Here is a 14,026-nt window from a genome sequence, read left to right on the forward strand (position 1 = left end):
ATTATTAAAGAAAGGGTATTATATTATAGATTTTAATTCTTTTACCTCTCCAGATTCCATTTTTCCTAATAAAAAATTCCCAACACGAACACGAACTAAACGTAATGTTGGAAACCCAACAGCTGAAGTCATTTTACGAACTTGTCTAAATTTACCTTCAGTTAAAGTTACAGAAATCCAAGAAGTTGGTCCATGACGATCGTCACGTATTTTTTTAGAACGTTCAGGTAAATCTGGAATATCAATCATGTTAACTTCACATGGTTTGGTCATGTATTTTTTTCCATCAAAACCAATTTCAACACCATTCTTTAATTGTTCTATTTCTGTAGAAGTAATTTGTCCGTTAACTTGCACATAATATTCTTTTTCAACTTTACCTTTGGTAGTAATAAAATCACTCACTTTACCATCAGTTGTTAACAATAATAAACCTTCTGATTTTACATCTAATCTGCCAATAGCCATAGTGCCTTCTGGAAAACTATGTAATTCTCCTAACATTTTATGTTTACCTCCTTTTTTTTGATTGGTAATAAACTGAGAAAGAAAACCATAAGGTTTATGAATAATAAAATGACGATGCTGCATAAAAGACTTTATAAAGTGCTAATTGTTATTGAAAATAAATCTTTACCAGTACTTATTCTCATATTTTCTTCTGAATATTTTTGAGTTGTTAACAATGGATATTGAGTAATAGGTTCAATACAAACCATGTTATTAACTTCTGTCCATAACATAAAATTATTAAAATTTTCGGTCGTAATTTTTATACTTGGTGTGCTACTTTTAATTAAACTAATTTCATTAGTATTTAAAACTTTATAAGCGGCAGAACCCACTTGAAAAATATCATTCAACGTAATTTCTTTTTCTTTAGTTTTAATTAATTCATTTCCTGAACCAGAGAGTTTAAAACTAGGATGATAGCCTAACATATAAGGCATTTCTTTATTACTAATAATTTCAAAATCAATTTTCAAAGATGATTTTTTAATTGAAATATGCTTTCTAAAAACAAAATCATAAGGCCAAAACAAATATTCTTGAGAAGATTTATTAGGAAATTTTGAGTTTTTTATACGTGTATTTTTTACATATTTTTTTTCAAAAATAGCAGTTGAATCATTATTAGAAATTAATTTATAATCAAGTTCTCTTAACAATCCATGCTGATCTTGTTTACCTAAACCATTTAAAGTTTCAATAGTATAGTTATTAAGTTTCGTAGGCCCAATTATAGGAAACATTTCAATATCGGAAGCATTCCAACCTAGAGCTTCTTTATTATGTATAAGTTCTTCGTTGTTAACAATAAAACTAACAAGTTCCCCTTTATTTATGGTAGCAGAACTATGTATACTTTTTAAAAAAATATTAAAATCCATTTTTTAAAAAATTAAGGAAAACAATATTACAAAATGTAGCATAAAAAAGATAGGAAAATAAGAGGAGTTTTTTATAACTTAGCGTCTCTTATTTTATAATATAATTAACACGATTTATGGCAGCAGATAAAGAAAAAGAAGCAAAATTAAAAGCGCTTCAACTTACCTTAGATAAGTTAGATAAAACTTATGGAAAAGGTTCGGTGATGAAGTTAGGAGATAGTCAAGTTGAAGATATTGAAGCAATTTCATCAGGATCTTTAGGATTAGATTTAGCTTTAGGTGTAGGAGGATATCCTCGTGGTAGAATTATAGAAATTTACGGACCAGAATCATCAGGTAAAACAACTTTAACATTACATGCAATTGCTGAAGCTCAAAAAGCAGGAGGTATTGCAGCTTTTATAGATGCAGAACATGCATTTGATCGTTTTTATGCAGAAAGTTTAGGAATAGATACAGACAATTTAATAATTTCTCAACCAGATCATGGTGAACAAGCATTAGAAATTGCTGATAATTTAATCCGTTCAGGAGCTATTGATATTGTTGTAATAGACTCGGTAGCAGCATTAACACCTAAATCTGAGATAGAAGGAGAGATGGGAGATTCTAAAATGGGATTACACGCTCGTTTAATGTCTCAAGCATTACGTAAATTAACAGGTACCATTAGTAAAACAAAATGTACGGTTATTTTTATTAATCAATTACGTGAAAAGATTGGAGTAATGTTTGGTAACCCAGAAACAACAACAGGAGGTAACGCTTTAAAATTTTATGCATCAGTACGTTTAGACATTCGTCGTAGAACACAAATTAAAGATGGCGATAGAGTTATGGGTAATAGTACGAAAGTAAAAGTTGTAAAAAATAAAGTAGCGCCACCATTTCAAATTGCAGAATTTGATATTATGTATGGGAAAGGAATATCTAAAGTTGGAGAAGTTTTAGATATTGGTGTTGAATACGGAATTATAAAGAAAAGTGGTTCATGGTTTAGCTATGGAGATACGAAGTTAGGGCAGGGTAGAGATGCAGTTAAAAATTTAATTAAAGACAACCCTGAATTAGCAGAAGAACTTGAAGGTAAAATAAAAGATGCTATTGAAAATCAAGATTAAGTTTTAAATTAAAAGTTCTAACTATTACTAAAAGCTGTTGAAATATTCAACAGCTTTTTTTTGTATATTTTAGTTTGTCAATTTAAGACAAAGGCTGAATAATATCTTCAATTTACATTTGTGGTATGGAAACAAAAGAATTCTATAAAAACCGGTTACAACAAGTAGTTTCCTATTTACGAACCCAATACAGTGAAAAGATTTTAATAGAAGAGTTAGAAGAGCTATCTAATTTTTCATACAGAAATCTCCAACGTATTTTTAAAGCATATTATAATGAAACTATAGGAGCTTATGTAACAAGAGTAAAAATAGAAAACAGTGCTAAAATGTTATTATTTTCAAAAGATGAAATTAGGCTAATAGCCGAAAAAGTGGGGTATGCAGATGTACAATCTTTTAGTAAATCTTTTAAAAAACATTTTGGAATAACACCAGCTGTTTATAGAAATAAAAAAGAAGAAATTCTTAAAAAAAATAGTAAAAAAATAAATACAATTATGCCTTTTTATGAAGACAGAATTACTGTTTTAGAAACAAAAAAAGTGGTGTATAAAACGTATAGAGGAGATTATTATAGCGTTAAAGTTGATGAAATTTGGAATCAATTAATAGAAGAAGTTGAAAGCTATCATGTAAGAACAGATAAACTTGAATCTTTTGGAATTATTTGGGATGAGCCTATTATTTCTGAAAATATAACGTACAATTACGATGCATGCTTAGTAATAGATGATACTTTAAAAATACCTAATAAAAAATTTAAAGTAAAAAATATACCAAGTAAAGAATATGCAGTTTTTACACATATAGGAAATTATCAATCTATTAGTAAAACCTATGATAAAATATTTAGTAGTTGGTTGTTTACAACAGATAAAGAAATATCCGAAGATCCTTTTTTAGAATTTTATACAAAACACGAATCTCATACAGAGAACCCAAACGAATACGAAACAGAAATTTATGTACCTTTAAAAGGTTGATTTTTAAAATCGACATTAAAATGAAGAAAATGAAAATAATAGCCATAATTTTTAGCTTGATTTTATCTACTAAATCTTGTACAAAAAAAGAAGATATAGCTATAATAAAAGCAAATTTAAGTACGCAAAAAATGTACTTTAATGGTAAAATTTTTACAGTGAATGATGCAGAACCTTGGGCAGAAGCATTAATTATTGATAAAAATAAAATAGTTTTTGTAGGATCTAATTCAGAAGCAGAAAAAAAGGTTGAAAAAGGAGCTATAAAAATTGATTTACAAGGAAAGGTAGTATTACCTGGTTTCCATGATGTACACATGCATCCCATGGAAGTAGGATCAACAACAACAGCGTTTACATTAAATGAAAATGAAAACAATGCAGAGAATTATATTCCAACAATAAAAAAAGCAGCAAAAGACAATCCGAATGTAAAATGGTTAATAGGGTTTGGACATTCTATAGGTGCATTATTAGAAGCCAAAAGAAGTCCTTTAAAAATTATTGATGAAGCAGTTTCAGATCGGCCGGTAATTATTATGGAACAAACTTCACATTCTATGTGGATAAATTCTAAAGGTTTGGAGTTAGCAGGAATTACTGTAACTAGCAAAAATCCGCAAGGCGGAATAATAATGAAAGAGAATGGCAAATTATTAGGTATTTTAATAGACAATGCAGGAGATGTTGTGTTTCAAAAAGCAGTTGAAGCTTTAAAAGATGCTAATGGCGAATATGACGGAATGGTGAGTTATGTATTACCAGAATTAGCAAAACATGGAATCACATCGGTTTCAGATGCTAGGACCTATTGGAAACGAGACCAACATAAAACGTGGAAAAATTTAGCAGAAGATGGTAAATTAACAGCACGTTTTAATTTAGGACTATGGGCATATCCAACAGCAGAAGATGCAAGTCAAATAGCATCGTTAAAAACATTGTTTTTAAATAATGAAAACAGTTTCTTAAAAATAAATCAAATCAAATTGTATTCTGATGGAATTACGCACAATACCACAGCAGCATTGCATTCCAATTATAAAGAAGATTATTTTAAACAGTCAACAAACAATGGTTTAAATTATTTTACTGAAGACAGAATTGCTACATATATTCAAGAATTAGAATCTATAGGTTTTGATTTTCATATACATGCTATTGGTAATAGAGGAGTAACTGAAGCCTTAAATGCAATTCAAAAAAGTGGAACTGCTAAGGGAAGACATCGATTAACACATGTAGAAATGATTACTACAGCAGATATGAATCGATTTAAAGAATTAAATGTAACAGCAGATGCACAAGTGGCAGGAGAATTTACACAACCACAATATTGGCATGATAATGATCATTTATTAGGAAGCACATTAGCAGACAATCAAGTACCTATAAAATCATTAAAAGAAGCAGAGGCAAGGTTAACGTTAAGTAGCGATTGGAATGTGAGTTCATTAAATCCGTTTGTAGGATTACAAAATGCAATAACAAGAGTACCTCAAAATATAACATTAGAAGAAGCAATTAAAGCCTATACAATTAATGGAGCTTATGTAATGAGACAAGAAGATAAAGTAGGTTCTTTACAAGTTGGAAAATTAGCAGATTTTGTAGTTTTAGATAAAGATATATTTACAATTCCTCCAACACAAATTAAGCAGACAAAAGTTATTTTGACTATTTTTAACGGGAAAGAAATTTATAAAAAATAACCTTGATAAACATATCAGAAAAGATACAATTAAAGGAGATTTCGGTTACAGATTCGGAATCTCTTTTTATATTAATGAAAGAAGTTTACCCAGCTGCATATAGTCATTTTTGGGAAGATTTTGGAGATTGGTATGTAGATAGTCAATATTCAAAAGAGAATATAGAAAAGGAACTTTTAGAAGAAAATGCACAGTACTATTTTGTGCTATTTAAAAATGAAATAATTGGTAATTTCAGAATTATTTGGGATAAAAAACTAGCTGGTTTTGAAGAGAAAAAATGTGTAAAACTACATCGAGTTTATTTACATTCAAAAACGCATGGAAATGGGATAGGGAAGAGGCTCTTGAGTTGGTTAGAAAAAGAAGCAGAAAAAAAACAATATGAATTGATTTGGTTGGATGCTATGAACGAGCAACCACAAGCTTTTGAGTTTTATAAAAAGTTAGGGTACCAATACCATTCACATTGTTTTTTAGATTTTGAGTTGTTACATGATAATGTTAGAAAAATGAGTCAACTTTATAAAAAGTTAACTTAAACTCCAGTACTACCAAAACCACCAGCACCACGTTCAGTTTCATCTAAAACAGTAACTTCTTGCCAGTTTACACGTTCATGTTTAGCAATTACTAATTGTGCAACGCGCTCACCATCGTTAACAATAAAGTTTTCATTAGACAAGTTTACCAAAATCACTCCGATTTCTCCTCTATAATCAGCATCTACAGTACCAGGAGAATTTAAAACAGTGATTCCTTTTTTTGCAGCCAATCCACTACGTGGACGAACTTGAGCTTCAAAACCAACGGGTAAAGCAATAAATAAACCAGTTTTTATAATAGCGCGTTCTAATGGCTTTAAAGTAATTGCGGCATCGATATTTGCACGTAAATCCATTCCTGCAGAACCTTCGGTTTCATAAGCAGGAGTTTGATGCTTAGATTTGTTTATAATTTGTACGTTCATATTCTTCAAAAATTTTTCAACCTTCAAATATAATACCCTTAAGTTATAGAAAGTAGGTTATAGTTTTATTAATTTTGTATAACAAACAAACTACAATATGAGTAAGCAAACCAAAATAGCGGTTTTAGGTGGAGGAAGTTGGGCAACAGCCATTGTAAAAATGTTATCAGAAAACCTTGATACTATTGGTTGGTATATGCGAAGTGTATATGCAATAGAACATATAAAACGTAATAAGCATAATCCTAGTTATTTAAGTTCAGCAGAATTGCATCCAGAACAATTAGATTTGTCTGATAATATGAATCATATCGTTGAAAATTACGATATTTTAATATTTGCAATTCCATCAGCATTTTTGAAAACAGAATTAGAAAAACTATCTATTTCACTTGAAAACAAAATAATTTTTTCAGCGATAAAAGGTATTGTACCAGAAACTGGACTTATTGTAGGAGAGCATTTTCATGATATTCATAATGTTCCTTTTGAAAATATCGGCGTAATTACTGGACCATGTCATGCAGAAGAAGTTGCTATGGAACGACTTTCATATTTAACATTGGCTTGTCAAGATGAACAAAAAGCAAAAGATTTAAGTGAATTTATTGCCGGACGTTATATAAAAACGAAAATATCTGACGATATTATTGGTACTGAATATGCTGCCATGTTAAAAAATATTTATGCAATAGCAGCAGGAATAGCTCATGGTTTAGGATATGGAGATAATTTTCAATCGGTATTAATGAGTAATGCGATTCGTGAAATGAAACGATTTATTAAAAAAGTTCATAAAATGAAACGTAATATTAATAATTCGGCCTATTTAGGAGATTTATTAGTTACAGGATATTCGGTTTTTAGTAGAAACAGAATGTTTGGAAATATGATTGGGAAAGGATATACTGTAAAATCAGCTATGTTTGAAATGAGTATGGTGGCAGAAGGCTACTATGCGACTAAGAGTGCATATGAAATTAATCTAAAAAATGGTGCAAAAACTCCTATTATCGAGGCTGTATATAACGTGTTATACGGCAAAAAAGAAGCGAAAGATGAGTTTTTAAAGTTAACAAATAGATTAGATTAGTTGTCTGCATTTGTACAAATAATCCTTCTTAATAAAAAGAAGTCTGCTCATCAATCGCTTCTATAATTGAGTTGTGTGTAGGTTTTGTAACGAATTACAATAACGACAAATTTAATTTAAAATTCTGATTGACAAACTTTTTTGTAAAATATATTTATTTTTTAAATTAATAAATAATTTCACAGTTAGTTTAAAATTTTATAGATTCGTTTAAAATTAAACAATAATGAAAACGATACAAGAGGCTGTAGAAATTACAATTAGAAAAACTCCGTTTATTGAAGAAGCTTTAAATGAGAAGTTAATAAATGTATCTTCTTTAGCAAGAGAAATTCTACCAGAAGTATCTAAACTTTTGAAAAAGGAGGTTAAAGTAGGTGCAGTTATGATGGCTATAAATAGGCTATCTCCAGCAAATGAATTAAGAGTGCGTAAAAACATAAAACGTTTGGCTCTTGATTTAGGAGATGTAATTGTACGTTCAGATTTGTGTGATTTTACATTTAAAAACACCACTTCTTTATTAAAAGAAATAGCTAAAATATTAAGCAAATCTGCTGATAGTAATGATTATTTCTTAACGGTTTCTCAAGGAATATTTGAAACAAATATTGTTACTAGTAAAAACTTACAACCATACGTTGAAGAAATTTTTAAACGTGAAACATTAATTAATAATGTAAACGATTTAGCCTCAATAACTATAAAATTACCTAAAGATAATTTAGAACAATCTGGAGTTTACTATTTTATTTTAAAACAATTTGCTTGGGCAAACATAGCAGTACAAGAGGTAATATCTACGACACATGAAATGACTATTGTTGTAAAAGAAGAAGATGTAAACGAAACATTTGCCATTTTAATGGATTTAAAATTGAATTAAAAAAATAGAATGGAAAAGAAAGATCCCTACGCTTCACTAAGAATTAAAGAGTTTAATATTTTCCTTTTAGTACGTTTTGCCTTGGTATTTGCATGGTCTATGCAATTTATTATTATAGAATGGCAAGTATATAGTATTACTAAAAATCCATTATCACTAGGTATTATAGGCTTAATGGAAGTAATACCAGCAGTGTCTATGGCATTATTTGCAGGGCATATTGTAGATCAGAAAGAAAAACGAAATTTATTAGCGCTTTGTATTGGTGTATTTTCATTAATAAGTTTAGGCTTATTCTTTTTAACTTTACCTAGTTTTATTGAAGGTTGGGAAACAAATACGGTTTTATATGCTATTTATGGTTTAGTTTTTTTTGGTGGATTTTTGCGTTCATTTTTTGGACCAACTATTTTCTCTTTAATAGCTTTAATAGTACCAAAAAAATTATATCCAAATGCAGCTACTTGGAGTAGTTCAACATGGCAAATTGCTTCAGTATTAGGACCTGCTTTTGCTGGGTTTACAATTTCTTGGATGGGAGTACATTGGTCATTATGTATAGTTTTTGGTTTAGTTGTATTTTCATTTTTAATGGTCTTTTTAATTAAAAAGAAACCTATTTTAAATCCGAAAATAGGAGAACCTGTTATGAAGAGTTTAAAAGAAGGTGTTCGTTTTGTTTTTAAAACAAAAGCTATTCTAGGAGCCATTACTTTAGATATGATTTCTGTATTGTTTGGAGGAGCTGTGGCTTTATTACCAGTATATGCACAAGATATTTTAAAAGTTGGGCCAGAAGGGTTTGGCGCATTACGTGCCGCACCAGCTATAGGAGCCTTTTTAACGATGCTAATTACAGCCTATATACCAATTAGCAAGAATGCAGGAATGAAGCTTCTAGCGGCTATTTTTGGATTTGGAACATGTATTATTGTATTTGGACTTTCTTCTGTGTTTTGGATTTCTATTGTAGCCTTATTTTTTAGTGGAGTTACCGATGGTGTTTCAATGGTAATTCGTCAAACGATTTTGCAGTTAAAAACACCTGATCATATGAGAGGTAGAGTTGCCTCTGTAAATTCTATGTTTGTTGGATCTTCTAATGAACTTGGTGCTTTTGAAAGTGGTCTTACAGCAAAATTAATGGGAACTGTAACTGCTGTTGTTTTTGGTGGTACCATGACTTTAATTACAGTAATTACAACAGGAGTCATAAACCCAACCTTAAGAAGGTTAGATCTAACCAAAGATCTAGAGGAGCATGAGAAGATGGAATAATATTTTTTAGCCTTGTGATAAAAAAATAAACCCCATTAGAAAATTTTCTAATGGGGTTTTATATTATAAATAACTTATTTTAAGACATGTCTAAATAACTTATTTTAGTTATGATATTGGTAGCTTGATCAAATTCAATATTAATAAAGCTATCACAGTCTTCACAAACAGTATATAAAATACTTTTAGAACCGTTTCTACCTACACTAAATACAATATCACCTAATTTACTAATATTGTCTCCAATTGTAATCTTTGCTCCTTTTATGGTAATAGATGAAGCATTAGTATTAACTTCAAAAGATTCTATATAAGGATTACTTTTATCCATAGTAGAAAAATCTACTTTTAGACCATTAAATGTAAAATAACAATAAGTATCAGTTTCATTTACACTAAAAGAAGCAGCGGCACCTAATAATTTTTCAACAGCAGGTTGATTACCATTTGTTTTTTTTAGATCACTTAACGAAGTAGCATTTATTTTAATTCCATCAAATTCCGAAGAAGTAATAATATTGCTTGTTTGACTTTTAGCAATAAGACTACTTAATACAAATATAAATACAAATATTTTATGTTTCATTTTACGTTAATTATTAATTGTAGAAAAACTATTTAAGGGGCTTTTTAAGCCTGCCAAAGATATAATACTTTTTTTTTCTAACAATTAAATTATGTAAAGTGATTAGTTAAAGTTTACAGTAAGTTTTATTTTATCATCTAATTCTTGTAAATACTTCTGATTTTCAGTATCCGACCAATTGTAATAATTTGAAAATTCTTTTAAAACAGCACCTTTATAAGTATCAACACTAGGTTTATCGAAGAATAATCGTCCAGTTCTACGCATAAAAAAGTCAGTAGGAGTGCAGGTCATCTCATGTTGAATAGTAAACCAAACTTCAGATTTTAATAAACGAAGCTCATTATTTTCTTCTTTTAGTTCGTCAAATTTATCAATAATTAAATCGGTTTGTTTTCCATAGTTGTGAACTAAATATGCAGCATCAGTCTTAGTAAGGCCGTAGTTTTTTAGATTTTCAGCTATTTGATTTATATATAAATTTACAGATTTGTAATTTTGAAATGGACCTCCTGCTAATATTATATCCTCTGTTTGAATTGGATCAAATTCAATTTCAAAACGACGAGCCATTTTTTTAGCAACTAAATCAACAATACGCTCTGCCATTTTTCTGTACCCTGTTAGTTTACCTCCAGCTATTGATATTAATTTAGTGTCTGAAACAAAAATTTCATCTTTACGAGAAAGTTCAGAAGCAGATTTTCCTTCTTCATGAATTAAAGGGCGTAAACCTGCCCAAGAAGATTGAATATCGTCAATTACTAAATTTACCTCAGGAAACATATTATTAACAGCTGCTATTAAATACATAGCATCAACATCACTTGTTTCTACAGTATTTTTATCCTGTTGAAAATTGGTATCGGTAGTACCAAAATAAGTTACTTTTCCACGAGGAATAGCAAACATCATTCGTCCGTCTGGAACATCAAAATAAACTGATTGTTTTACAGGTAATTTTTCATGAGCTACAACTAAATGTACACCTTTAGTTAAATGTAATCTTTTACCAATTTTAGAATTATTTATTTGACGAAGTTCATCAACCCAAGGACCAGCAGCATTTACTACATATTTAGCCTTGATATCATAATTTTCATTGGTAAATTGATCTGTTACTTTAGCACCAACTACTCGTTTATTCTTATAAATAAATTCGTTAGCTTTTGTATAATTAAGTATTTGAGCGTTGTATTGACTGGCTGTTTTTAATACTTCTATAGTTAAACGAGCATCATCTGTACGATACTCTGCATAATAACCCGCCCCATTTAAAATATTTTCTGGTAATAAAGGTTCTTTTTCCAGCGCTTCATTTTTATCGAGCATTTTTCGTTTATCATCTCCTTCTACAGAAGCTAATACATCGTATACTTTTAAACCTATAGAAGTTAACCAAGAACCATAAGTTCCACCATCAATTAAAGGCAAAATCATTTTTTCTGGAATAACTAAATGTGGAGCTATTTTATGAACAATTGCTCGTTCGGTACCTACTTCTTTAACCAACCAAAAATCAAATTGCTTTAAATATCGTAAACCTCCATGAATTAATTTTGTTGATTTACTTGAGGTACCAGAGGCGAAATCATTCTTTTCTATTAAAGCAACTTTCATTCCTCTAGAAGCAGCATCTAAAGCAATTCCTGCTCCAGTAATACCTCCTCCGATAATTAAAATATCAAATTCAGTTTCTTGTATTTCTTTTTGAGTATTTGTTCGGTTAAAAAATGAAAATTTGTTCATAGAATATTTTTTTACCTAACAAAAATAAGAATAAAAAGTAAGTAGATATCATAAAAAAAGAGTTGAAAAACTCAACCCTTTTATAGTTACCATTGAAACAAATAAATTAAATTAATGATTTATTTGTTTCCAATTTTTATCTGCATTATTTTTTAATTCATCTGCTCCTTCTTTTTGCCAAAGCTCAAGTGTATTGGTTCCCCAAGAGTTGTAAAACAAGTAAAGTTTCCCATCTCTTATTTCGAAAGTTTTTGGGTTAACATTTACTTTTTCTCCTGTTTTACCAATAGCGTATGCACAGTATCCACCATATTGTGGAATATATTTTTTTGGATTCTTTTTAAATGAATTTAAGTTTTCTTGGGATGAGAAACGAAAAGAAACACCATCATGTTTTGTTGTAATTTGTTTATTTCCTTTTACAGCTTTGTTAGAAAAATAAGCTACTACATCATAACCATTGGCTACTGCTCCTTTTTTAGTATTGTACTCTTGTGCAACTATAGTTGTTGATATAAGTACAAACAAAATCCATAATTTTTTCATCTATTGTTATTTTTTAAGCTTTAATGTTTCCCAATTTTTATCACCTTTCATTTGTCTTTTCTTCACATCACCTTCTTGCCAATCACCAAGTTTACTTCCTATCCAAGAACTGTAAAAAAGATATAATTTACCATCACGTATTTCATATACTTCTGGATCTATATACATTTTCTTTTTCTTTTCAGCTACAGCATATGCACAATAACCACCATATTGAGGGATATATTTTACAGGATTCTCTTTAAAAAGAGTTAAGTTTTTTTCTGAAGAGAATTTAAATTTGGTTCCATCATATGTGGTTTGAAACTTCTTTTTTCCCTCTAAAGGTTTTTCATCTTCAAAGTATGATACTACATCAAAGCCTTCAGCTACGTATCCTTTTTTAGTATTATAATCTGTTTTTTGAGCTAGTAAAACAGTAGAAACTGTTAGTAACAGCAGTGTAAGAATTTGTTTCATCGTTTTTTAATTTTAAAGATAGTCGATGAAAAAGATATATAATTACAATTATTTATTTTTTAATAATTGCCAAGCTTTTAGAATTTTTCCATTTCTAATAGGAAGTATTTCCCCAAATTGTAAAAAAACGAACTCACTTTGTTGAGGTTTTAAAAACACAAAATCGTCTATTTTTAGATTTATTTTTTTTGAAGCATTTATCATTGTTTGATTTGTTGAATGCCCAAACAAACTATTTTCTTTTATTCCTTTAGGATAATAATAACTAGCTTTCCAATATCCACCGTATATAAAATATGATTGCTTATTAATTGGATTTATAAAATTTAAAAGACTTTTAAATTTTTCAATGCCAGGAATCGTTGTGTTTTTGAATTTTTTTAAAATAGGAGTAGCAATAAAAGCTGCAGAATGAAACTCTTCTAATGAAGGGATATTAAAAGTTGTAGGTTTTACAAAACAAGAGCCAATTGCAATATCATTAATAGGTGATTCTTTTGTTTTATGTAAATTTAATGTAGGACTTCCAGCTCCGTTAAACGTTAAATTTTCCTTCCATAATGAAGGAAAATTTTGTTGAACTTCATTTTTACATTGTTTATAAAATTCATTGGCTTTTTTTAAAGCTTTTTTTTCTGAAAGTATAATTTTTGGAAGCTTTACCACATGAGGATCATAGCCCATATAACCTGAGAACTCTATAAAATTAGAATTTTCTTTTATAAGTTCAAGTCCTTCTTTTAATAGTTCTAAAGAAGAAAAACCACCTCGATGCAAACCAACATCAATTTCAATATTTAATCGTATTTTTTGTTGAAGTTGTTTTGCTAAATGAATGTATTCTTGAATTCGCTCTTTGGTATCTACCAACCATTGAATTTGTGTATAAGGATTAAATTCATTTGTTTGTTGTGGTAAATTTTGATAAAAATATTCTGCAGTTTTTATAGGCATTGGTTTGCCTAACAAGACATCTTTTTCATTATCTAATTTAGAAGCTAAATCAGTTAAAAAAGGTTGATGAAAAACCATCAACTTATGCGTATTTATTTTTTGTAATATATAATCGATTAAATCTAAAGAAGGTAAAGATTTTACTACAATTCTAAGGTCTGCATTAGGTCTTAAGTTTGATTGTAAAGTATTTATATTTTTATCTAAGACATCTAAATCTACCAATAAACAAGGAATTGCTCTTTGGTAATTTTTAAGTTTTTTATTTAGATTCTCAAAATATGTATCCATT

General features: G+C 29.2%; 15 protein-coding genes. 7 read left to right on the forward strand and 8 right to left on the reverse strand.

All coding sequences use genetic code 11. The features are described from left to right. Positions 1–18: 18 nt before the first annotated feature. A complete protein-coding gene (locus tag Q0881_RS01520; protein ID WP_299156290.1) occupies positions 19–591 on the reverse strand; it encodes a pseudouridine synthase in 573 nt (190 codons plus the stop codon). 8 nt (positions 592–599) lie between these two features. Beyond that, positions 600–1,391: an aldose 1-epimerase gene (locus Q0881_RS01525; protein WP_299156292.1), complete on the reverse strand. Its 792-nt coding sequence runs from the start codon at positions 1,389–1,391 to the stop codon at positions 600–602. A gap of 116 nt (positions 1,392–1,507) precedes the next feature. On the opposite strand from Q0881_RS01525, the gene recA reads away from it, so the two are divergent. The 4 genes from recA to Q0881_RS01545 all read left to right on the forward strand — a co-directional run bounded on the left by recA (position 1,508) and on the right by Q0881_RS01545 (position 5,755). Continuing rightward, positions 1,508–2,515, forward strand: a complete 1,008-nt coding sequence (gene recA / locus Q0881_RS01530) for a recombinase RecA (protein ID WP_299156294.1) — start codon at positions 1,508–1,510, stop codon at positions 2,513–2,515. A 125-nt stretch (positions 2,516–2,640) separates the two neighbouring features. After that, positions 2,641–3,501, forward strand: coding sequence for a GyrI-like domain-containing protein (locus Q0881_RS01535; RefSeq protein ID WP_299156295.1), 861 nt, complete (start codon positions 2,641–2,643; stop codon positions 3,499–3,501). Between the two features lie 20 nt (positions 3,502–3,521). Beyond that, the gene (locus Q0881_RS01540; protein WP_299156297.1) at positions 3,522–5,213 is read left to right on the forward strand and encodes an amidohydrolase; all 1,692 of its coding nucleotides are present in this window, start codon (positions 3,522–3,524) and stop codon (positions 5,211–5,213) included. Positions 5,214–5,215: 2 nt separating this feature from the next. After that, positions 5,216–5,755, forward strand: a complete 540-nt coding sequence (locus Q0881_RS01545) for a GNAT family N-acetyltransferase (RefSeq protein WP_299156299.1) — start codon at positions 5,216–5,218, stop codon at positions 5,753–5,755. Here the strand turns inward: Q0881_RS01545 and dut are convergent. After that, positions 5,752–6,183: a dUTP diphosphatase gene (gene dut / locus Q0881_RS01550; RefSeq protein WP_299156300.1), complete on the reverse strand. Its 432-nt coding sequence runs from the start codon at positions 6,181–6,183 to the stop codon at positions 5,752–5,754. The genes Q0881_RS01545 and dut overlap by 4 nt on opposite strands. Positions 6,184–6,280: 97 nt before the next feature. On the opposite strand from dut, the gene Q0881_RS01555 reads away from it, so the two are divergent. The 3 genes from Q0881_RS01555 to Q0881_RS01565 all read left to right on the forward strand — a co-directional run bounded on the left by Q0881_RS01555 (position 6,281) and on the right by Q0881_RS01565 (position 9,440). Then, the gene (locus tag Q0881_RS01555) at positions 6,281–7,276 is read left to right on the forward strand and encodes an NAD(P)H-dependent glycerol-3-phosphate dehydrogenase (protein WP_299156302.1); all 996 of its coding nucleotides are present in this window, start codon (positions 6,281–6,283) and stop codon (positions 7,274–7,276) included. 226 nt (positions 7,277–7,502) lie between these two features. Continuing rightward, positions 7,503–8,162, forward strand: a complete 660-nt coding sequence (locus tag Q0881_RS01560; protein WP_299156304.1) for a hypothetical protein — start codon at positions 7,503–7,505, stop codon at positions 8,160–8,162. A gap of 9 nt (positions 8,163–8,171) precedes the next feature. Beyond that, a complete protein-coding gene (locus tag Q0881_RS01565; RefSeq protein WP_299156306.1) occupies positions 8,172–9,440 on the forward strand; it encodes an MFS transporter in 1,269 nt (422 codons plus the stop codon). A 79-nt stretch (positions 9,441–9,519) separates the two neighbouring features. Here Q0881_RS01565 and Q0881_RS01570 read toward each other — a convergent pair whose 3' ends face one another. From Q0881_RS01570 to Q0881_RS01590, 5 genes are all read right to left on the reverse strand, one after another. After that, positions 9,520–10,026, reverse strand: a complete 507-nt coding sequence (locus Q0881_RS01570; protein WP_299156307.1) for a hypothetical protein — start codon at positions 10,024–10,026, stop codon at positions 9,520–9,522. 102 nt (positions 10,027–10,128) lie between these two features. Then, positions 10,129–11,775, reverse strand: a complete 1,647-nt coding sequence (locus Q0881_RS01575) for an FAD-dependent oxidoreductase (RefSeq protein WP_299156309.1) — start codon at positions 11,773–11,775, stop codon at positions 10,129–10,131. Positions 11,776–11,886: 111 nt separating this feature from the next. Next, the gene (locus Q0881_RS01580) at positions 11,887–12,321 is read right to left on the reverse strand and encodes a YHS domain-containing (seleno)protein (RefSeq protein ID WP_299156311.1); all 435 of its coding nucleotides are present in this window, start codon (positions 12,319–12,321) and stop codon (positions 11,887–11,889) included. Between the two features lie 6 nt (positions 12,322–12,327). Then, the gene (locus Q0881_RS01585) at positions 12,328–12,780 is read right to left on the reverse strand and encodes a YHS domain-containing (seleno)protein (RefSeq protein ID WP_299156313.1); all 453 of its coding nucleotides are present in this window, start codon (positions 12,778–12,780) and stop codon (positions 12,328–12,330) included. Positions 12,781–12,828: 48 nt separating this feature from the next. After that, entirely contained in the window at positions 12,829–14,025 is a 1,197-nt protein-coding gene (locus Q0881_RS01590; protein WP_299156315.1) for an alanine racemase, read from the reverse strand. Between the last annotated feature and the right edge of the window lies 1 nt (position 14,026).

It is taken from the genome of uncultured Tenacibaculum sp. (genome assembly GCF_947494125.1).
Taxonomy (GTDB): domain Bacteria; phylum Bacteroidota; class Bacteroidia; order Flavobacteriales; family Flavobacteriaceae; genus Polaribacter.